This is a genomic window from Serratia sp. NCCP-200 (genome assembly GCF_059697885.1).
Genome location: NZ_BAAKUJ010000005.1, coordinates 197,577 through 218,418, shown reverse-complemented (window position 1 = coordinate 218,418; position 20,842 = coordinate 197,577). Strand labels below are relative to the sequence as shown.

Here is a 20,842-nt window from a genome sequence, read left to right as displayed (position 1 = left end):
TTGGTGGCGATGGGTGCGATCGTCTGGTACGCCACTGCACCCACGCAGGAAAATACCTATGACACCGAAGAGATTACCCGGGGCGATATCGAAAAAACCGTGCTTGCCACCGGCATTCTTAAACCTGCACTGCAGGTCAGCGTTGGTGCCCAGGTTAACGGGCAATTGCAAAAGCTGTATGTGAAGCAGGGCGATCGTGTCACCCGCGGGCAGTTGCTGGCGGAAATCGATCCGACCTTGCAACAGAACGCACTGCGTAAATCGCAAGCGGCCCTGCAAAGCGCCGAAGCGCAAAAGCAAGTCACCCAGGCAACGCTCAAACAGTATCAACAGGAGCTGAAGCGTCAGCAAAAGCTGGATCGTGATGGTTCTGGGGTGAAAAGCGAATTGGAAAAGGCGCAAGCGCAGTTCCAAACCCAGGTTGCCCAGTTGAAGGTCAACGATGCGCAGATCGTGCAGGCGCAGATGGAGCTGGAAACGGCCAAGGCCAATCTGGGCTTTACCCGCATCGTTGCGCCGATCGACGGTGAAGTGCTGGGCATTGTGACCAAGGAAGGGCAGACCATCGTGTCGTCACAAACCGTCCCGACCATTCTGGTGCTGGCGGATGTGGATACCATGACGGTACACACCCGTATTTCAGAGACCGATATCCTGAAGGTACGCGTGGGGCAACCGCTGTGGTTCTACGTGGTGGCCGATCCCAAGCAGCGTTACGAAAGCGTGATGGGCTCGATCCAGGAAGCGCCAAGCGACGCTTTGCGGGAAGATAACCCGTCCAGTTCCTCTAATCAGCAAGCCTCGGCAGTGTATTACAGTGGGGTATTTGCCATTGCTAACGGGAAACGTCTGCTGCGCACCTCGATGACCGCGCAGGTCTTTATCATTACCGAACAGGCAAAGAACGCTTTACGTGTACCGGTGGCCGCCTTCGGTGCACAGCAAGGCAAAGATCGCTATCAGGTGCAGGTGATGAACGGCAAACAGCTTGAATCACGCTGGGTTCGCATCGGCTTGAACGACCGCCAGTTTGCCGAAGTAAAAGAAGGGCTGAAAGAGGGTGACCGCGTGGTATTGGCGGGGAGCGCTAGCAATGGTTAAGCCATCTTCTGCGTTGATCTCACTGAGCGGTATCTCCCGGCATTTTGTTTCTGGGTTGCAGACGGTGGCGGTGCTGAAAAATGTCTCCCTATCCATCCAGCCTGGCGAGATGGTGGCGATCGTGGGGGCGTCCGGCTCGGGTAAATCCACGCTGATGAACATCATCGGCTGCCTGGATAAACCTACCGAAGGTGAGATGCAGATCAAAGGAATCTCCACCCAACTCGCCAGCAGTGAGCAGTTGGCCCAGTTACGCAGCCAGTACATCGGGTTTATCTTCCAACGCTATCACCTGATGCCGTACCTGAGCGCCAGCGAAAACGTCGCCATTCCTGCCCTGTATACCGCGATGCCAGCGGCGGAACGTCAGACGAGGGCTGAATACCTGCTTACCCGGCTTGGGTTGCAACAGCGGATGAACTACAAACCGGCGCAGCTCTCCGGCGGGCAACAGCAGCGCGTCAGTATTGCCCGAGCGTTGATGAACGGGGCCGAAATCATTCTGGCCGATGAGCCGACCGGTGCGCTCGATCGCGCCAGTGGGCAGGAGTTAATGGAAATTCTGCACTCTCTGCATCGCTCGGGGCACACCATCATTATCGTCACTCACGATCGGGATGTCGCCAATCAGGCGCAGCGTATTATCGAAATCAGCGACGGTGAAATTATTGACGATCGGCGCAATGAAGCGGTTGCGCCACTGGACACCCGTCCCGTATTGCCGGTGGTTGCTGCTACTGGGCGTAACCCGTTCTGGCAGAGTGTGCAAGAGGCGATCAAGATGGCCTGGCGTGCGCTGATGGGGCACCGTGCCAGAGCCTTCCTGTCGATGCTGGGCATCATTATCGGCGTCTCCTCCGTGGTGTCGTCGATGGCGGTGGGTGAGGGTGCAAGGCAAAATATTCTCAGGGAGATCGGCCAACTGGGCAACAGTACGTTGGAAATCCGCCCTGGTGAAGGGAGAGGGAAAGTGCGGCCTGACTTTGCGCGTGCATTGAAGGTTTCCGATGTAGAGCTGTTGGCTCGCCAGCCTTATGTCGACAGTGTATCGCCAGTGGTCAGCACAGCGGTTACCGCGGTGCGCGGTGGCAAAGAGGTTACGGTGGCGATTTCTGGCATCAGCAATGCCTATTTCCGCGTGCAGGGCCTGCATTTTATCTCTGGTAACGGTTTTACCCAGCGCGATCTGGACGAGCGGGAACCGGTGGTGATTATTGATCCGGAATTACGCGATACGCTGTTTGAAACGGATGAAACACCAGAAGGGGAAATCATCCAGCTTGGCGGTACGCCTTACCGGGTGATCGGCGTTGCCGAGCGTAAAGGCGGCAAATTCAGCGGCATGATGCTGGGTGCCTGGATGCCCTATACCGCGCTGCTGGAGCGCATGTCTGGCGATATGCCGATCGAGTCCATGACCTTGCGTGTACGTGACGGGCTTTCACCGAATGAGGTTCAGGGTCGCGTGGAAAAACTATTGGAACAGGCTCATGGCCAGCGTGACTTTTACACTCAGACCAACGATCAGATGACGCAGGCCATCCGCAAGGCATCGGACTCCATGAATCTGCTGATCACCGCTATTGCCGGGATTTCACTGCTGGTGGGGGGGGTTGGCGTGATGAACATCATGCTGGTGTCGGTCACCGAACGCACCCACGAGATTGGCATTCGTCTTTCGGTCGGCGCACGGCCAGCGGACATCATGCGCCAGTTCCTGATTGAAGCGATGGTGATCTGCTCGCTGGGCGGGCTGATCGGCATTATTGGCTCCGGGTTGGCCGGGGTTATTTTCTCCCAGGTGACTCAAGAGTTCTCGATGATCTTTACCTGGCCACCGTTGGTACTTGCCTGCGGGTTCTCTGCACTGATCGGCCTGGGTTTTGGCTTCTTCCCGGCGCGCAATGCGGCACGTCTTCATCCCACGGAGGCGCTGGCGCGCGAATGACGAACAACAAACTTTCTCTGGTGATGCTGTTGCCCCTGCTGCTGAGCGGCTGTGGCTCGTTGACGAAAAGCGATTATCAGCGGCCAATGCTGTCGGTGCCTGCTGAGTGGCGAGTGCAGGATACCGGTTCTGGCTATCTGCAACACACTGACCACTGGTGGGATAACTTCGCGGATCCACAGCTCTCGATGCTGATTGGACGCGCGCTGACCAGCAACAACGATCTGGCCATCGCGGGCATACAGCTTCAGCAGGCCCGATTGGCGGCCGGGTTAACCGATACCAACTTAACGCCTGATGTTTCAGTTAAGGGTAACGCTAACAACAGCAAAAACCTGCGGAATAATACCACTCCGACGGAATCTTACAGCACCACGTTGTCGCTGAGTTACGAGCTGGATCTGTGGGGGAAATTGGCACGTGCCAGAGAACAGGCGCAGTGGCAGGCTGAAGCCACGGAGCAGGATCGGCAAAACACCGCGCTGACGCTGATCGGCAATACGGCGCAGTATTATTGGCAGATCGCCAACCTTAACCAGAAGATAAAACAGCAGCAAGCGGGTCTGGAAATCAGTCAGCAGACGCTGGCTCTGGTGCAGTCACGTTATGCTTCCGGTGCTGCCGGACAGCTCGATCTGTTACAGGCGAAACAGTCGTTGCTTAATCGCGAGAACACCTATCGCACGTTGCAACAGCAGCGGGAAGAGAACCGTAATGCGCTGGCGATCCTGTTTAACCGTTCGCCCACCGATCGTCAGGCAGAGCGCAGCTCGCTGGACATCAATCAGGATGTGCCAATTGCCAAAGTGCTGCCGGTTGAGGTCATTGCCCGCCGTCCAGACGTGAAGGCGGCGGAAGGGCGTCTGCGAGCAGCCCTGGCCGGTTCGGATGTGGAGCGTTTAAGCTTCTATCCATCGCTGTCACTGGCTGCGTCACTCGGCTCTGCCAGCAGCATTTTCTCTCAATGGTTCAGCAATCCGGTCAGGACGCTGGGAGCCAACGCTGCACTGCCGTTTGTGCAGTGGAACACGGTGCAATTGACCATTGAGAAATCCAATCTTGACGTCAAACAGGCGGCGATCGTCTTTCGCAGCAAGGTTTATAGCGCGCTTTCCGACGTGGATAACGCCATGTCGCAACGGCTCAGCTATCAACAGCAAAAAATCAATCAGCAACAGAATCTGCAGCTTAGCCAGCAGCGCCTGGCATTGGCCAGAAGCCAATATCAGGCGGGGGCAGTCTCTTTCCAGAGCTTGCTGGATGCCGAGGACGATTTGCTGACCATCGAAACCAATTTGTCAGATCTGCAATACAACTACCTCAACGCCACCATGAAACTGTGGCTGGCGTTGGGCGGCGGTGTGGAAAAAGACGGTGATATAACAGGATGAGATCATGAATAAAGACGCTTTGTCACGTCGCGTGGTGGTTACAGGCTATGGTGCGGTCACGCCATTGGGGATGAATGCCGAGCAAAGCTGGGCGGCGATTATGGATTATCAGCTGGGCTACCGCTATTTCGATCGGTCCGCCGTGGGGATCCAGTCGCGTTTCTTCGGGGTGATCGACGATGAACCCAGCCTGAAGGGCGTCCCTGCGGCGATCCGTCGCCGTTTACCACGTTTTGCTCGCCTAGCGCTGGGGGCGGCTCGGGAAGCGATGGAGATGGCCTTCCATGGTGAGAGCCCGGCGGCCTATTACGATTTGCTGGAGTGCGGCACCATCATCGGCAGCGGCTGGGCGGGTCAGGATGAAACCCATATTAATTACGAAGGCTATCTGCGCACCGGGTTGGGTTCGCCGTTTGGCTGTTTCCTGTCCATGCCGAATGCCGCAACGGCCGCCTGTAGCCTGTTCTGGGGTCTGCGTGGTTATCAAAATAGTCCGATTGCGGCCTGTGCGACCGGGACGATTGCCATTGGCGATGCGTTTGAGGTGATCCGCAGTGGCCGTGCCTCGATGATGCTGGCCGGGGCCGGTGAGTCGTTGTGTACCGATGCCGCCGTATGGAACATCGATATCCTGCGCGCCTTGGCGAGTGAGCAGGATGATGCCAGCAAGGCCTGCTGCCCATTCAGCCTGGATCGCAACGGTTTTGTCCTTTCCGAAGGTGCTGCCGTGTTGTGCCTGGAAGAGCGCGAGGCCGCATTGGCTCGCGGGGCAACCATCCTGGGGGAAATCAAGGGCTACGGCAATTACTCCGATGCCTTCGACTTTACCGCCCCCGCGGAAGACAAGATTGCCCGGGTGAAAACCATCCAGCATGCCTTGCGGCAGGCTGGGGTGACGGCGGAGGAGATCGACTATATCAATGCGCATGGCACGTCCACGCCGCTCAACGATCTGAATGAAACCCAGGCGATCAAGCTGGCCTTCGGCGAGGCGGCCTACAGCACCCCGCTTTCCAGCACCAAGTCTTACTCCGGGCATCTGATTGCGGCGGCAGGCAGCTTTGAATCCATCATCTGCCTGCAAGCGTTGCAGCATCAGCTGATGCCCGCCACCTTTCATCTGAAAAATGCCGATCCGGAGTGCGATCTGGACTACATCAGCGAAGGGCATCGCCCGGCCCGGTTACAGAACATCTTGAATCTGAGCTTTGGTTTCGGTGGCGCTAACGCGGCCTTGGTTATCGGGCAGGCATGAGCATGATCCTCAACTACACCCTGCGTGATGCTGAAGAGTGGGCCGCCTTTTCCGGCGACTACAACCCGATCCACTTTGATTTACAGCACGTGCGAAAAATGGGGGCCGATCAGCTAAGCGTTCATGGGATGCGTGCGATGCTGGATATGAAACGTCATCTGAGTGCGGTCTTACTTGCGACTCCGCTGGAGCATGACTTTTATGTGTTCAGTACCCGCATGCGCCGACCGGTGCTGTGCCAGACGCCGTATCACTTGCAGATAACGGGCAACGGCAAGCAGATCACCGGCAAGATGCTGGACAGTGCCACGCAGGAAAGCTGTTTCAACAGCAAACTGGCTCCGGCTCAGTCGTTAGCGCTGGCAACTTCTGAACTGGAGTATGCACTGACCGTTAACGAGGTGATGGCACTCAGCCAGTCATTCCCGGGGCAGACTTCGGATGTCACTCAGGCGTGGAGTTTCTTTGACGCCCTGCTGTTCCAACTGCTGGTGAAATCCCCGGAAACATTGGCGGCGCTGAGGACAGCGCTGCCGGAACTGCAGGTCGCTACGCTGATTGAGGTGTTTGCTCAGATCCCGGTGGTACAGACGCACCATGAGACCCACTTCAGCGCCCGATTATTCAACCCCGAAACGCTATTTGAACCCGAAGATCGGCTGTACTACCGCATTCAGCCGATGCTGGTTATCGGGGACCGAAGCAGCGGATTTGTGTTACGCGCGGTGATCGAGGCCAGAACGCAGCGGCAGCCTCTGCTCGTCACCTCGGTGACCTTAAAAACATGGCCATTGGCCGACAATTAACCATAGGGATATAACCATGGAAAACTACCAACAAGTTTACGACACCGTCACTGAAATGATTTGTGATGCCAAAGATCTCGAGATGGCCGATCTGGCGCCAGAGATGCCCCTGCAGCAGTTGAAGCTGGACAGCCTGGACTATGTGGAGCTGATGGTATTGGCCAAACGCGAGTTCGGAGTCACGCTCAACGCCGAAATGTTCATCAATCAGCCGAATATGACGCTGGGTGAACTCTGTCAACACCTGGCCGACGCGCAAAAATAACCCTATGACTAAACAATGGGTATTAGTGACCGGCGGTAGCCGTGGGATTGGCCGCGCATTGGTGGAAGAACTGGCCAAGCAGTGGAACGTGGTATTCACCTGCCGTAGTGGCTCTGAGGCGGAGTCAGCAGTTATAGAAGCTTGTGCGGGTTTGCCGGGGTTGGTGGAAAGCTGTGTCTGTGACGGAAGCGATGAGCAGGCAGTGGATGTTGTGGCTCCACAACTGATGGCTCGCCTCGGCGCGCCTTTTGCAGTGATCCATAACGCCGGGATCACGCTGGATGATTTGCATATCCAGCAAACCGGGGAGCGCTGGCGGCAGGTGATCGACACCAACCTCAATGCCATCTTTTACTGGAACCGTCACCTGCTGCCTGCCATGATGGCGCAGGGGGAAGGGGCGATGGTGCTGATGTCTTCAGTGACGGGCATCAAGGGCAACACCGGACAAACGGCCTACGGGGCCAGTAAGGCGGCGATGATCGGCATGGGGAAATCTTTGGCGCTGGAAGTGGCCCGTTTTGGTATCCGGGTGAACTGCCTGCTGCCCGGGATTATCGAAAGCGAGATGACGCAGGCCATTCCGCCGGAGGCGCTGAAGGCGCTGCGCAAGCAAATTCCTCTGCGCCGCCTGGGCAAAGCCAGCGAAGTGGCGCGTGCCACCGCGTTTCTCATTGGTGATGATAGCCGGTATATGACGGGCCAAAGCCTGATCCTTGACGGGGGTTTGACCGTCTAAGGCAAGCCTGATTAACTCTTCTATTGGGGTATCTCTGCATACCCCAAGTGTTTTCGATAACTCCCTATTTCCTCACTTCAGAGCATCCACGATCACCCCCTCCTTCTATCAAATGGTGAGTCTAGCTTACGATTTACGTGGTTAAATAAAGCACCGATGGTAAAATTGCCTGTTCAAAAAACAGACTGTCCCACACGTTATTACTACGATGCGAAATGAATAAATGGCACTGAAACCGCTGAAATTCGATTTATTCCACAAAGTTATGCTGAGCATCAGGTTGTAGCTTGACCAGAATTTTCTTATGTCGTTAAATCCAATATCTGAAAAAAAATGTGTATAGGGAAATACCGCATGTCGGCTAACACCAATCGTAAGTTTTTGAGCATGGATGAAGTACAGCGTTTACTAGATGCAATTCCTGATCATAAGAATACCGTCCGCGATAAATGTATGTTGCTGGTTTGCTTCATTCATGGATTGCGCGTCTCCGAACTCTGTAATCTGCGCCTGCAAGATTTGGATTTACTCAGCAACAAATTGTACGTTAATCGCCTGAAAAATGGCTTTTCTGTCCAGCATCCGATCCAGCCGCGTGAGCACTCCGCACTGGTCAGTTGGCTGGCCCTGCGCCCGCAATATCTTGAAGCAGACAGTGATTTTCTGTTTCTTTCACGCCAGGGGGGACGGCTTTCTCGCCAGCAGATGCATCGCCTGTTTCGCGAGTATGGTGAACTTGCTGGACTGAATGTCCCCGTGCATCCGCATATGTTACGCCACGCCTGTGGCTATGCGCTGGCTGATGGCGGCATCGATACTCGTTTAATCCAAGATTATCTGGGCCATAAAAATATTCAGAATACGGTAATTTATACCGCCAGTAACGCGGGGCGTTTTCGTTCGATCAGAATATAATTAAAACCTGCTTGAAAAGCAGTTTATTTAATCCTTCTATAATAGTTAGACTCATCCAATCTAGGTTGAGTCTAATATTGTATATATAGCCGCCCCTAATTTATTATGCGGGTCATGAATAAGAATGTTATGAGGATATAATATATAATTCCAATGCTGTTTACTGCACTCATTATTGATAGGGGTGTTTCGTTACATTGTGATTGAATTGTTTTCGGATTTATCTCTCACTTAAAAAAGAATAATCCTTTAAATCATAGGGCGTTGGCTTTTCTATGGCGTTTCTTTTTTTTTGTCGGATATCCTTAGCAATTCCATGGCTGTTGTCTTTTTTCCTCTCCGCTATACTGATCTGGGATAGGTTGAAGCTGTAGCAACCCCTGCATCAGCGATCCTATGAATCTTGTAGGTATGTAAAAGGATGAATAGCCCTGCACATTTTTTAGTAAAGTCACAGTGAGGCACTATGAATAATCGCAAGCATCTGACTCCTTCCGAAGTTGCGCGTCTGCTAGGAGCTACTCAGCAGGGTAAACACGCTGAACGCGATTACTGTTTGATTTGGATGTGTTTTATCCACGGATGTCGCGTCAGTGAGATCAACCGCTGGCGCCTTTCCGATATCGATTTGGAGGGCAAAAGCATTTATATCCATCGCCTGAAAAACGGCTTTTCCACCATTCATCCTTTATATGCCAAAGAACATAAAGCGTTACGCGCCTGGTTAAAGGTCAGACGCACTTATCGAGGTGCCGACAGCGACTGGTTATTTCTTTCCGAGAAGGGAAACCATCTATCCCGCCAGCGTATCTACTGGTTAATGCGTAATTATAGCGAGTTGGCTGGTCTGGAGGTTAACGCTCATCCTCACATGCTGCGACATGGTTGTGGATTCGCGCTGGCAGACCGCGGGATAGATACTCGGTTGATTCAGGATTTTCTTGGGCATAAGAATATTCAGCACACCGTACTTTATACGGCCAGCAACGCGCGGAGATTTAAAGAAGTCTGGTAAAAAAAATGTAATAATTTAATTCACCCGGTACACTTTGAACTAAACTGTCACGCACTCTAAGGATTATCTTTTTGCGAGTCAACAAATTTGTTATGGCAACATTCCTAATTTTTATAAAATATTTAATATCAATAACTTAAGTTAATTTCTGGACAGCTATTCATCATTGCGCTCTCTCCCATTAGTGGCTGTTCAAGCCCACTACTGATAGGTCTAAAAAATCCCCTTCGGCACTGTAGATAGTCTTAACGTTTCATGTTTGTTCGTTAATTGTTCACCGGTTGAAGTTTAATGCTGGTGGCTAGGAAATTTCAGCATAAATAATTGGACGGTACACTTTAGTTCAAAATGACTCGTCGGTTCGATAAAGCTTAACGGCTTGATGGGTTATTTAACGGGAGAGGTTCTCGCTTGGAGCTAAATAAACAGGGAACGACATAAGGCTATGTCAAATAATTTTGCTATGCACATGGGTGCATTACATTAAAGGAAAGTGTTGTATGAAAAAGAATCTGATTGCTGTTGCCGTATTGGCCTCCTCTGTGTTTGCCGTTACCGCTGCTGCCGCTGCTGATGGTCAAGTGGATTTCGTAGGTAAAATCACCGATGACGCTTGTGTTGTGACTAACAACCCAGCCAGCCCACTGCAAGTGAATCTGGGTGAAGTAGCTACCACTTCTTTCAACGTGGGTGGCGTTCCGACTGCGGGTGTTAAATCTTCTGCAACCAATTTCACCATCAAATTGACAGGTTGCCCGGCTGCGGCAACTCAAGCTGCAGTTAAATTTGACGGTATCGCTGTGTCTGGTGACAACACCGTTCTGGCACTGACTGCTGGTGGCGCAACAGGTGTTGGTATTCAGCTGAGCGATGACGCTAACGCTGTCGTTCCATTGTTTACCGCATCTAAATCATATCCACTGGTTGTGGGTAATAACGATCTGAACTTCGTTGCACGTTATATCTCTACCTCCGCCACCATCACTTCTGGTGTTGCGAACTCCACCGCTAGCTTCACCCTTAACTACAACTAAGACTTTACCAATTCGACGTAGAGATTAGTTGTTCTGATTTCAGGCCAGCGGCAGTTGAGCTGGCCTTTATGTCTCATTTCACGGGGTGTTTGTATGAAATTTATTCCTGCCACGGTGCTGACGAGCTTGCTGATGATGAGCTGTGCTGCTCAGGCCGGTGTGGTTGTGGGCGGTACGCGCCTGATTTATGAGGGCGGTAAAAAGGAGTCTTCACTGAGCGTCAGTAACCCGGACAAGGGGCCGTACCTCATCCAGACTTGGGTAGAGACCACCGCAGGTGGCGCTGAGAAAGCCCCCTTTGTGGTGACCCCGCCGCTGTTCCGCCTGGATGGCGACCAGAAAAACGTCCTGCGCGTGGTGCGTGCCGGGGGCAATCTGCCCTCAGATAAAGAATCGTTGTATTGGATGAACATCAAGTCCATCCCCGCAGCCAGCAAAGCTGAAGTCCGCAATACGCTGCAAATTGCAGTGAAGACGCGCATCAAGCTGATTTACCGCCCGGAGGGCATCAAAGGCACGCCGGAGCAAGTCACAGAGAAACTGACCTGGCAACGTAGTGGTAATAACCTGCAGGTGAACAACCCGACGCCGTTTTATATGAACTTCTATGAGGTGAAGGTTGCAGGCAAGAAATTGAGCGATGTGACCTATGTGGCTCCGATGAGTACGGCAAGCTTTGCACTGCCAACCGGAGTGAGCGGCGGCCCGCTCAGTTGGAAAATTATCAATGATTACGGGGCGGTAAGCAAAGAGCAACTCGCGTCGTTATAGCCTTCAGAGAGCAGGGATCCCCACAGGCCGTGGGGCACAGGACACAGGGGTAGTTTCACCCTGTAGGCAATGGAGTCAAACGGATGAATAATTATAAAAGCCAGGCCGGGCACTCGCCGCGCGTCAGTCGGTTGGCGTATTTGATCGCTACCCAGCTGGCATTGATGGGAACCCTATCTTTTAGCGTACAGGCGCGTGACTATTTTAACCCTGCACTGCTGCAAATGGATAACCCAAACCAGGGCGCGACAGATTTAACGGTTTTTGAAGAAGGCATAGGTCAGGCACCGGGCACCTATCGGGTCGATATCTATCTCAATAACGAACAGCAGGACACACGGGATGTGACGTTCAGTATGCAAAAAGGGGCTGATGGCAAAGAGCATCTGCAACCTTGTCTGAGCGTAGAGCAACTTAATGCCTTGGGGGTGAAAACCGATTTATTCCCAGGGCTCGGTGATGCCAAGTCACAATGCGCCAACATCAGTGCCATTCCCCAGGCCAGCGCCAAGTTCCGTTTCAGCGAACAGCAATTACTGATCAGTATTCCTCAGGCAGCCCTCTCACAGAAAGCGCGTGGTTACGTTCCTGAAAGCCAATGGGATCAAGGTATCCCGGCATTGCTGCTCAACTACAGCATGAGCGGAGCCAACACTTATGCACGTAATGGTAATAACCAAGACAGCAACAGCCAGTTCGTCAACCTGCGGCCGGGTGTCAATCTCGGGGCGTGGCGGTTGCGTAACTACACGACCTGGAGCCGAAGCAGTGACGGCCAGGATAAATGGGACACCATCTATACCTATGCCCAGCGTGACATTATCGCGCTGAAAAGTCAGATGACGCTGGGGGATAGCAGTTCGCCTTCGGACGTGTTCGACAGCGTACCGTTCCGTGGTGGGCAGTTGGCCTCGGACGACGAAATGATACCGGACAGCCTGAAGGGCTATGCGCCAATGGTACGGGGTATTGCACGAACCAATGCGCAGGTGACTATCCGCCAGAACGGTTATGTGATTTACCAGACCTACGTGGCGCCAGGTGCGTTTGAAATCAACGATATGTTCCCTACCGGGGGCAGCGGTGACCTACTGGTGACCATTAAGGAAGCCGACGGTAGCCAACAGCAGATGGTGGTGCCGTTTGCCTCGCTGCCCGTGCTGCAGCGTCAAGGTCGTTTGAAGTACTCGCTCACCAGCGGGCAGTACCGTTCTTATGACAACAGCATAGACAAGACCCTGTTTAGCCAGGGTACAGCGATTTATGGTTTACCCAATGGCTTTACCGCCTACGGCGGTGGCCAGTTTGCCAGTAAGTACCAGTCTGTGGCCTTGGGGCTGGGCAAGAACATGGGTGACATCGGTGCCATATCGGCAGACGTGACCCAGGCATGGTCTACGATGCAAGACCAACCTAAGACCGATGGCCAATCATGGCGAGTTCGTTACAGCAAGAACCTGGTACAGACGGGTACCAACTTCTCGATTGCCGGATACCGTTACTCAACGGCGGGCTACTACAGTTTGCAGGAAGTATTGGACACCTACCGTGACGGTAGTAGTTACCGGCTCACCGACCGCAAGCGCAACCGCAGCGAGTTGACCATCAGCCAGAACCTGGGAGATGCGGCGGGAACCCTGTCATTAAACTGGGTCAGCGAAGATTACTGGAACAGCGATCGTACCTTACGCTCGATTGGCGTCGGCTATAACAACAGCTGGAACGGTATCAGCTACGGGTTGAGCTACAGCTATAACGAAAACTCGACGGCCAGTGGCAACAGCAGTGGCGCCATTTATGACCGCGATCAGATCTTTGCGCTTAACGTCAGCATGCCGCTGGATCGTTGGTTGAGCAGGACTTATGCCAGCTACAACCTGAACACCAGCCAGAAGGGTTCCACTAACAACGCCGTCGGCCTGAACGGCACGGCGTTAGCGGACAACAACCTGAGTTGGGGCGTACAGCAAAGCTATGGCAACAAGGGCATCGGCAACGGCGGCAACCTGAATGCCGACTATCGCGGTACCTATGGGGAAGTGTTGGCGGGCTATGCCTACGATCGCAACAATCAACGACTGAACTACGGCCTGCAGGGCGGCATTATAGCGCACCAGGACGGGGTGACCTTCGGCCAGCCGTTGGGGGAAACCATTGCGCTGGTGAAAGCACCAGGAGCCGGTGGCACGGGGGTTAACAACCAGACCGGGGTTAAAACCGACTGGCGTGGTTATGCCATCGTGCCGTACGTCAGCCCTTATCGCAAGAATCAGGTGCAGTTGAATACCGAGACTTTGGCGGATGACGTTGAGGTGGAGTTGACCTCTCAGAACGTGGTGCCAACCCGTGGTGCTGTAGTTCGAGCCAACTTCCAGGCCAACGTGGGCCAGCGAATACTGATGACTCTGTTACGCCAGGGCGGCGCACCGGTACCGTTCGGTGCCACGGTGAGCGATCCGGCACAGAAAACGGCACAGGGCTTTATTGTCGGGGACGGTGGCCAGGTTTATCTGACCGGGATGGCAGACAGCGGCAGCCTGAATGTGAAGTGGGGCAGCGGTTCAGACCAACAGTGTCAGGTGAGTTACTCACTGACAAAACAGACAACGGAAAGTGCTGGCATTCAGATGCTGAATGCGCAGTGCCGGTAAGGAACGATGATGAAGTTGATCAGGTTAGTTAAATTAACATTGGGCGGCCTGCTGTGCCTGTTTTCCGTATCAAGCTTTGCTGCAACCGGGTGGTGTACCACGGTAACCGGCACGAAGATATATAACTTCCCCTTTGTCAAACAGTACGACAATCCAGCGGACAACAAGGCTGGCATGTATTTTAATCGAACCTACGAGTGGAATTTAGCGGCGAATTACGCTGCCAACTGTGATTGTACCACCCCGGCCATGACCTACTATAAGGCAGAGGTACCGGGTAATCTGACCGCTACGCGGGACTTTGATGGATTACATTTTTATTCACTAAATCAATATCTGGAAGTGGCTACTGAATTATATGTTGGAGGGAACAGAAGGGATTACTTTGCCACCCCATTCCCGAACCAGGACAATAATTTTGTCAGCGCCTGTTCGGGTGTAACGAACTGGATATCCGGTGCTAATGGCTATGTGTCTTTATACTTTACCCGGCCATTTGTGGGGCAGGTCGTCATCCCAAACACTAAGATCCTGGACCTTTATGGCTCAAAAGTCACTGGATCCTATGGCGGGATGCCGATGTCGTCTGTCTATATGAGCGGATCGGTAACGGTACCACAATCTTGTGAAATTAATGCCGGGCAGGTCATTAATGTCAAGTTTGGCAATATCATGTCAAATGACATCAAGAATCCCGGCGAAATTGCCAATGGGTTTACCCCCAAAGTCGTTGATATGACGCTGGCCTGTAACAATATTTCTAACGGTGTTGTCGTCAGCTTATCCTTTAGTGGTGAGCCATCGGGGGGGGACCCAACCGCATTGAAGACGGACAATAATGATATCGGGGTTCGGGTACGTGACGCGAACGGTAATATCGTGCCGCCGGTCAATGGAAATCTGCCTGTCACCTTCGACTATTCTTCACAAACTGGCACCAGCTCTATGAGTCTGGCACCGATGAACGTGACTGGCAATCCCCCGGCGATAGGGCAGTTTAATGCCGTGGCCACCATTAATGCAGAAATTAATTAAGTTTTTTTAACTCAAGGAAATCAGGCAGGAATTCCCTGCCTGGAATATAGACGGGAACAGTAAGGAAACATCATGAAAAAACAAACTCAACGTACGCTGCTGGCCTTATTGGTTTTGGGGGCTGGTGTTCATCAGGTTGTGGCAGCTCCAACTCAAGTCAATATTACCGGTGTCGTAGTGGCTTCGCCTTGCACGGTAGATACCACCAACTCAGACTTGAACGTCAATCTGGGGACCAGTATTCAGGCGAAGGACCTGGCGACGGCAGGAAACACCTCCACGGCGGTGCCATTCAAGCTGGTAGTGAAGGACTGTCCGACGACAACCAGCAAAGTTACCGCCTCGTTTAGCGGTACGGCGGATACCGCGGCTGGCGGGCGTTACGCGACGACCAGCGGTACGGGGATGGCAGATAACGTGGCGGTAGAAGTGGCGCAAGATGTGTCCCCGTATACCTTGCAAAACCCGGGATCTACCATGGAAATGACAGTGGCAGGAACCACGGCAACATTCGCATTGAGAGCCAGTGCTTATGCCAAAGGGGTGGTTACGCCGGGTAATATTGCTTCGGTAATGTCAGTCGACTTTACCTATAACTGATGAGCCAAGTCAGTTTTCGCGGCGGGTAAAACACGGTCAAGTTTAGACGGCCGGCGTTGGTTTCCCTGGCCGCTGTGTGTATTGGCGTAGCAAGCTTTAACATCGGCACCCAAGTCTATTTTGGGTGCCAGCACCTATCAGGACAAGCTGAGTCATTAATAACGGAACTATTATCATGATGACATCAACCGTATGGAACAACACACCCCTACCGAAAATGCAGACGGCATGCCGCATCGACCGGGTATTGCTCATGGATGCTTGCCCGATAACGCGTGCCGGGATCTGCTCTGCATTCCAGCCACCACAGTTTCAGGTCATGGATTGTGTGCACGTAGAAAAGGTGTGCGATCTGCCAGTGGCGATGCAGCAAGGCAAGGTGGATGTGGTGATCACCGAACTCTGTGGCGAAGGTGAGTCGGTATTGGAGGGGCTGCGAATGATTAGCCATTTACGCCAGTACTGGGCACGGGTGCCGCTTATCGTCGCCACCTCTTTGCAGGAACCGCACCTGCTTGCACAGTTGAGAACGTTGAGGGTCAGCGGTATCTACCTTAAACAGGATCCCCTGTCATCACTGACACAAGGCGTTCTCTGCGCGATGGCGGGGTTGTCCAGTCTTAGCCCGTCAGCGGTGAACCTGATTGGCAATGGCGCGCCGTCATTATCGCTCACCGGACGTGAGATGGACGTACTGGAGTGCCTGTTTGCTGGCAGAACCGTGACCGACACGGCGCGGGTGCTAGCTCGGGATGTACGCACCATCAGCACCCATAAACGCCGTGCCATGATTAAGCTCGGCTTCCATAGTGATAGCGATCTCTATACCCGTGGAGATTATCTGGCGCGTAATGGATTACTGATCTAGGAGTCGCTCATGAATACGCCTTTATCGGTTGTCAAATTAGCCGTTGTTGCCCCTATCCCCTTGCTTCAGGCAGGGATGGCACATTTTATTCAGAACCTTGATCCCCCTATGCATCTGGTGGTGATGGTCTCTTCGCTTGAGCAATTGCTGGCGCAATGGGCGCCGCCACAGATTGACCTGTTGGCGGTGGTGCTCAGTGGCTCGCCGCAGGAGATTGCCCGCGACACGCAACAGTTGCTGATGCTCTCTGAACGTGCGCCCGCGCTGCGTATTGTGGTGTGCACCTATTGCCGGGACATTGCGTTGTTGACGCGATTGAATCTCCGGCCGCACATCAGCCTGCTTGCCCGCCAGGAGTCGCAGGAGCAGACTCGCCGTGATATGGCACAGGCGCTGACCGGTGCCAAGGTTTGTAGCCCCAGTATGGCAATGTACCTGCTGCACAGTGCCACTCCTGCGCAAGTGCAGGACAGCTTGGTGGTGTTGACGCAGGCGGAACATAAGGTACTGGAGTACTTGCAGCAAGGAATGAGCGTTTCTGACGTGGCTGATTTACTGCATCGCAGTGTCAAAACCATCAGCGCACATAAGTGCAATAGCATGCGCAAGTTGGGGGTTCGCAATGATGCGGAACTGTTCCAGCATTTACGCAGTCAGGTCACCGACACGCCCTACAACACGCCGAATTCCCCCTGGTATGTAACGACATGATTAACCAGAAGCGGTATCGCGTGGCAGTAGTTTCACCGTGCCGTTTCTTTCAGGCTGGGATTTGGGCGTTGCTCAACACCCATTCGCTATCGCGGGTCTGGCACTGCCAGAAAGCCGCTGAAGCACAATGGTATCTGGATGCCCAGCCGGTGGATGTGCTGGTTATGTCATTGCACGTTGGGCAACAGGCCGACTTATTGCTAGCCTTGCGCTTCATTCAGCAGATGCGTATCTCTTTTCCCGGCGTCGCGCTGATGGTTATTCTGGATGACCCCATTCCTTATCTGGTGACTCGGTTGCGCCGTCTGGGGGTGAGACATATCGTGGATCTGGGGCAACCGTTAGTCTTATGGCATGCGCAATTGCGTCAGATTCTGTTGGGGGAGGATAGCCGGGCTGGCTGCACTTTACCGGGGTGTGATGAGGAAACGTTGTCTATGGGTGAGCGGCAAGTGGTCGAGTACCTGATACAGGGGATGACTCCCGCCGAAATTGGCGCGCTGACGAAGCGTAGTATCAAAACCATCTCCACACAGAAGGGCATAGCCATGCACAAGCTGGGGATCCGCCACTATGCCCAGCTTATCGCGATACAAAGCGTCTTTACCGACAGTTGGCTGCCCCATGATGGAGTCCAGATGGTTGGGGAGCTGACCCCAAGCCTTTGGTATTATTGCTGAATTTATCTACCATTGCCATTTGTCATCAATCTGATAGGTTTTTGCTATTTACTATAGTGCTCCGACGTAAGCAAGGATTTTTCGTAATAAAGTTAGGGAACCGTTAGGGGGTTATAGGCTCGCTCCAATCATAATACTGACTTTCCAAACGGAATTCCTGCATCAAATTTTTAGCGGCCAGGGTCAAAGGACGTTCAGATGAGTAGACCAGACAAAATTTAGCAGCAGGCAGCATTTCTTTTACTCGAATAATACAAAGATCCTGCTTCAAGAAATTATTGCGAATCATCTGGCTGGTTGCGATGGTTAAATAATCGGCATTCATCACCATTTGCAGCGCGGCACTTCCCGTTCCACGCATGATCGATTTATTTTTATCATTATCGGACTTAAACAATATTTGCTCTAATTGATTGTAATATCCTATTTTTGTTACGGGTAAAAACCAGTCGGCATCTTGTAGTTCGACTAATGAGGTGCAATTCGCTAATGGATGTCCTTTACGGGCGTAGATAAAGTATTGAGTGTCAATTAAAGGTTCTTGAATTAATCCACCCAGATATTCTAAAGGCGCATGGGCACAGATGATAAAATCCAGCTTGCCGTTGCGTAGGCCGGGTAGTAGTTCGGATATTTGTCCCTCCACATTGGTCACGCATGACGTGGAGTGTTTGGCTTTAAAACGCTTTATTGCACCAGGGAATATAGTTAAAATAGGTAGCAGTGATAACCCTATGGTCACAGGACCAGATACAGAGTGAATGTGATGCTGGATTTCATCCAACGCACGGTCTAACTCATTTAATATTAACTCAATACGTGAGTTAAATAGCCGCCCTATATCGGTGAGGACTACACCGGTGCTTCCTCTTGTCATCAGGGAAATACCTAGTATTTGCTCCAACTCTTGCAGACTGCGTGTCACTCCTGGCTGTGACTGGCCCAGTGCCTTGGCGGCAGTGCGGATACTGCCATGCAGAAGAACGGATTGAAACGTTTGCAGTTGTTGCAACTTAGGTAGGTATCTCATATTACCTCTTTTTATATGTTTCAAGTTTATTGAAATGAAAGGCAAAAGTGATGTAAATACCGTATTTCAGAGTAATGTGCACAAAGGGGGGCATACCTCATTATGTTTAATCTACCCAGATTTATCAATAATATTATTGTGTTTCTTCTGATTGTTAATGTGTTGTTTTTATTATAAAATATGAGGTCGTGACATGGTTTTAAATTTACTTTTCTATGGCATTTGATAGGTATAGGTTGATTATAGTTTTTCTGTTGTAGCCTTTGACCATCAGTGGTTGTAATGAGCGGATACCTAACTTAAACAACGCTGAACGTTTATGACTGCTTACGGTCTTCGGGCTGATACGCATATCGCAGGCGATATCAGCCATTTTTTGCTCTTCGAGCAACCTCTGCAATACCGTCGTTTCACGTGGTGTGAGAGAAGGTGTTGTCGATTGCCGCAGTGGGGAACGGCCTGTGAAAGGCTGGAAAGTATTGAGTAGTTGAAATTCCAGGGCCTCCACCGATCTTGAAGTGTCCAATATGGCCAAAACATTCTTGAATTCGCAAATATAGCGGCCCATAATGCTGAAAGACGCTATGTCGTTAATGAGTATGGTCTTCACTCTTGGGTTTACCCGAGAGTATTCACCCAGCAGATGCAAAGTTGATGATGGATTGTTCACCATGCTACTCAGGGTCATAATTAAGATATCTGGCGCAGGCTCCTTATTTAGTAGTTTGATACACTGGCTAAGCCTAGATAAACTGGCAACGACTTCGAGCCCAACCAGAAAATGTATGTTTTGCAGTACTGCCTCAATTCCCCTGCGGGTAAAATGGCAGGGGCATTGAATGATTGTTTTTTTATTACGCATGGTATCTCCTGAGGATTAGACCAGTGATCGGTGCGATTGATATCGGTTATGCCTTTGGGATGACAATAAAGTTTAACGTGTCAGAGTGAAGGCCTTCCTTGGTCGACGCATTTTTGAATAGGTTTATTTTTGGCGTCCAACACATCTCACTGCGGTCAGTCGAGTAATTGTTCGTCTGTCCCAAAGTGATATAATTTGGGGTGCCTGTTGCCGGGAAATTAAAGTTGTTGGCGGTATTGCCGTCATTGCTTGCTAACTGCAAATTATAAAATAATTGGCTGCTGTCTGGGCCTGGTAGCGTAAACAGGTTACGCCCTCCTTGTGAACTGGCACTATTGGTGACGGCCAACGCATATTGCTTGTTAGTGACTCCCGCTGTCACATATCGCACGCACAAATTGTTGTTGTTAATATTGTTAATCATTACTGGGTAACCAGTGCTTGCAGAGGTGACATCGGGAAAGTCAATCAGGTCGGTTGTTTGCAACATCCACTCAGCCGAGTTCATTGTAAATTCGGGGTCTATCGGATTTAATTCCGATATTGGAGGAACTACCGCGGGCGGTGTATTGCCAGCAGATGGTGTACAGGCACTGGTTGTGATAGTAGGGATAAACCAGTAATAACCATACGAGGCGTTGCTGCCATTATCCGCCTGGGAATTTGTTGCGATATAGGCTGCTGGGTAGGCATTATTTGCCTCTGTTGGTGAGATGATAAAGGTCACGGTACCACCAGAACTAATAACCAAAGGAGTAGACGCATTGCTTGAACCGACGGTAATGTTACTAGAGCTCGGGCTATTGCTGGTGATGGCCAGCCCGGCAGGGAAATTAAAACTTGATGCTGGCGGCGGGACTACAAACCGGTTACCAGTACGGCTGATGGTACCGTTTGCTGCTGTTGGCACAGAAATGGTAAAATTATTCACAGAGTTGTTACCGATGGATGCACCACTTGAGCCCATAGCAGGCTGAATAGTAAAGCTGACTTTCCATTCATTGTTACTCCCCGTACTGGCAATTGAGCAATTGCTAAGATTCAACCTGAAAAAAGTGCCAGCAAATGCGGGTTGAATAGCGCAATACAGCAGGAGTACCCCTGAAAAAGCGAACCATGGAAAACGTCTGTTCATCATAAATCCTTAATAAAGTAAATCTGGTTC

The 20,842-nt window shown here is 51.9% G+C and carries 20 protein-coding genes; 17 read left to right on the top strand and 3 right to left on the bottom strand.

What is annotated here, in order from left to right:
• The first annotated feature begins 9 nt into the window (after positions 1-9).
• From AC6HVW_RS17555 to AC6HVW_RS17475, 17 genes are all read left to right on the top strand, one after another.
• Positions 10-1,101 (top strand): efflux RND transporter periplasmic adaptor subunit, encoded by a 1,092-nt coding sequence (locus AC6HVW_RS17555; protein WP_390900623.1) that lies wholly within the window; start codon positions 10-12, stop codon positions 1,099-1,101.
• Positions 1,094-3,049, top strand: coding sequence for an ABC transporter permease (locus tag AC6HVW_RS17550; RefSeq protein ID WP_071682190.1), 1,956 nt, complete (start codon positions 1,094-1,096; stop codon positions 3,047-3,049). The genes AC6HVW_RS17555 and AC6HVW_RS17550 overlap by 8 nt, the downstream gene beginning before the upstream one ends.
• On the top strand, positions 3,046-4,440 hold the full coding sequence (locus AC6HVW_RS17545) for an efflux transporter outer membrane subunit (protein ID WP_071682191.1): 1,395 nt from the start codon (positions 3,046-3,048) through the stop codon (positions 4,438-4,440). The genes AC6HVW_RS17550 and AC6HVW_RS17545 overlap by 4 nt, the downstream gene beginning before the upstream one ends.
• Before the next feature lie 4 nt (positions 4,441-4,444).
• Positions 4,445-5,695 (top strand): beta-ketoacyl-[acyl-carrier-protein] synthase family protein, encoded by a 1,251-nt coding sequence (locus AC6HVW_RS17540; protein ID WP_071682192.1) that lies wholly within the window; start codon positions 4,445-4,447, stop codon positions 5,693-5,695.
• A 2-nt stretch (positions 5,696-5,697) separates the two neighbouring features.
• The gene (locus tag AC6HVW_RS17535) at positions 5,698-6,501 is read left to right on the top strand and encodes a hotdog family protein (RefSeq protein ID WP_081367037.1); all 804 of its coding nucleotides are present in this window, start codon (positions 5,698-5,700) and stop codon (positions 6,499-6,501) included.
• 16 nt (positions 6,502-6,517) lie between these two features.
• Positions 6,518-6,766 carry an acyl carrier protein gene (locus tag AC6HVW_RS17530; protein WP_071682194.1) on the top strand — a complete coding sequence of 83 codons (249 nt, stop codon included), beginning with the start codon at positions 6,518-6,520 and terminating at the stop codon, positions 6,764-6,766.
• 4 nt (positions 6,767-6,770) lie between these two features.
• Positions 6,771-7,505 carry an SDR family oxidoreductase gene (locus AC6HVW_RS17525; RefSeq protein ID WP_071682195.1) on the top strand — a complete coding sequence of 245 codons (735 nt, stop codon included), beginning with the start codon at positions 6,771-6,773 and terminating at the stop codon, positions 7,503-7,505.
• A gap of 354 nt (positions 7,506-7,859) precedes the next feature.
• Positions 7,860-8,420, top strand: a complete 561-nt coding sequence (locus AC6HVW_RS17520; RefSeq protein WP_071682196.1) for a tyrosine-type DNA invertase — start codon at positions 7,860-7,862, stop codon at positions 8,418-8,420.
• Between the two features lie 466 nt (positions 8,421-8,886).
• On the top strand, positions 8,887-9,435 hold the full coding sequence (locus AC6HVW_RS17515) for a tyrosine-type DNA invertase (protein WP_071682197.1): 549 nt from the start codon (positions 8,887-8,889) through the stop codon (positions 9,433-9,435).
• Between the two features lie 500 nt (positions 9,436-9,935).
• On the top strand, positions 9,936-10,469 hold the full coding sequence (locus AC6HVW_RS17510) for a fimbrial protein (protein ID WP_071682198.1): 534 nt from the start codon (positions 9,936-9,938) through the stop codon (positions 10,467-10,469).
• A gap of 93 nt (positions 10,470-10,562) precedes the next feature.
• Positions 10,563-11,240: a fimbrial biogenesis chaperone gene (locus AC6HVW_RS17505; RefSeq protein WP_071682199.1), complete on the top strand. Its 678-nt coding sequence runs from the start codon at positions 10,563-10,565 to the stop codon at positions 11,238-11,240.
• Between the two features lie 83 nt (positions 11,241-11,323).
• Positions 11,324-13,891, top strand: coding sequence for a fimbria/pilus outer membrane usher protein (locus AC6HVW_RS17500; protein ID WP_081367038.1), 2,568 nt, complete (start codon positions 11,324-11,326; stop codon positions 13,889-13,891).
• A 6-nt stretch (positions 13,892-13,897) separates the two neighbouring features.
• Complete coding sequence (locus tag AC6HVW_RS17495) at positions 13,898-14,926, top strand: fimbrial protein (protein WP_253249459.1); 1,029 nt, start codon at positions 13,898-13,900, stop codon at positions 14,924-14,926.
• A 72-nt stretch (positions 14,927-14,998) separates the two neighbouring features.
• The gene (locus AC6HVW_RS17490; protein WP_081367039.1) at positions 14,999-15,526 is read left to right on the top strand and encodes a fimbrial protein; all 528 of its coding nucleotides are present in this window, start codon (positions 14,999-15,001) and stop codon (positions 15,524-15,526) included.
• 175 nt (positions 15,527-15,701) lie between these two features.
• A complete protein-coding gene (locus AC6HVW_RS17485) occupies positions 15,702-16,394 on the top strand; it encodes a LuxR C-terminal-related transcriptional regulator (protein ID WP_080660661.1) in 693 nt (230 codons plus the stop codon).
• Between the two features lie 9 nt (positions 16,395-16,403).
• The gene (locus AC6HVW_RS17480; RefSeq protein WP_024529781.1) at positions 16,404-17,105 is read left to right on the top strand and encodes a helix-turn-helix transcriptional regulator; all 702 of its coding nucleotides are present in this window, start codon (positions 16,404-16,406) and stop codon (positions 17,103-17,105) included.
• Entirely contained in the window at positions 17,102-17,785 is a 684-nt protein-coding gene (locus AC6HVW_RS17475; RefSeq protein WP_071682201.1) for a helix-turn-helix transcriptional regulator, read from the top strand. Before AC6HVW_RS17480 ends, AC6HVW_RS17475 begins: the two co-directional genes overlap by 4 nt.
• 103 nt (positions 17,786-17,888) lie before the next feature.
• Here the strand turns inward: AC6HVW_RS17475 and AC6HVW_RS17470 are convergent, their stop codons facing one another.
• The 3 genes from AC6HVW_RS17470 to AC6HVW_RS17460 all read right to left on the bottom strand — a co-directional run bounded on the left by AC6HVW_RS17470 (position 17,889) and on the right by AC6HVW_RS17460 (position 20,812).
• Entirely contained in the window at positions 17,889-18,815 is a 927-nt protein-coding gene (locus AC6HVW_RS17470; RefSeq protein WP_071682202.1) for a LysR substrate-binding domain-containing protein, read from the bottom strand.
• A gap of 205 nt (positions 18,816-19,020) precedes the next feature.
• A complete protein-coding gene (locus AC6HVW_RS17465) occupies positions 19,021-19,677 on the bottom strand; it encodes a helix-turn-helix transcriptional regulator (protein ID WP_071682203.1) in 657 nt (218 codons plus the stop codon).
• A gap of 46 nt (positions 19,678-19,723) precedes the next feature.
• The gene (locus AC6HVW_RS17460; RefSeq protein WP_137751116.1) at positions 19,724-20,812 is read right to left on the bottom strand and encodes a hypothetical protein; all 1,089 of its coding nucleotides are present in this window, start codon (positions 20,810-20,812) and stop codon (positions 19,724-19,726) included.
• Positions 20,813-20,842 lie beyond the last annotated feature (30 nt).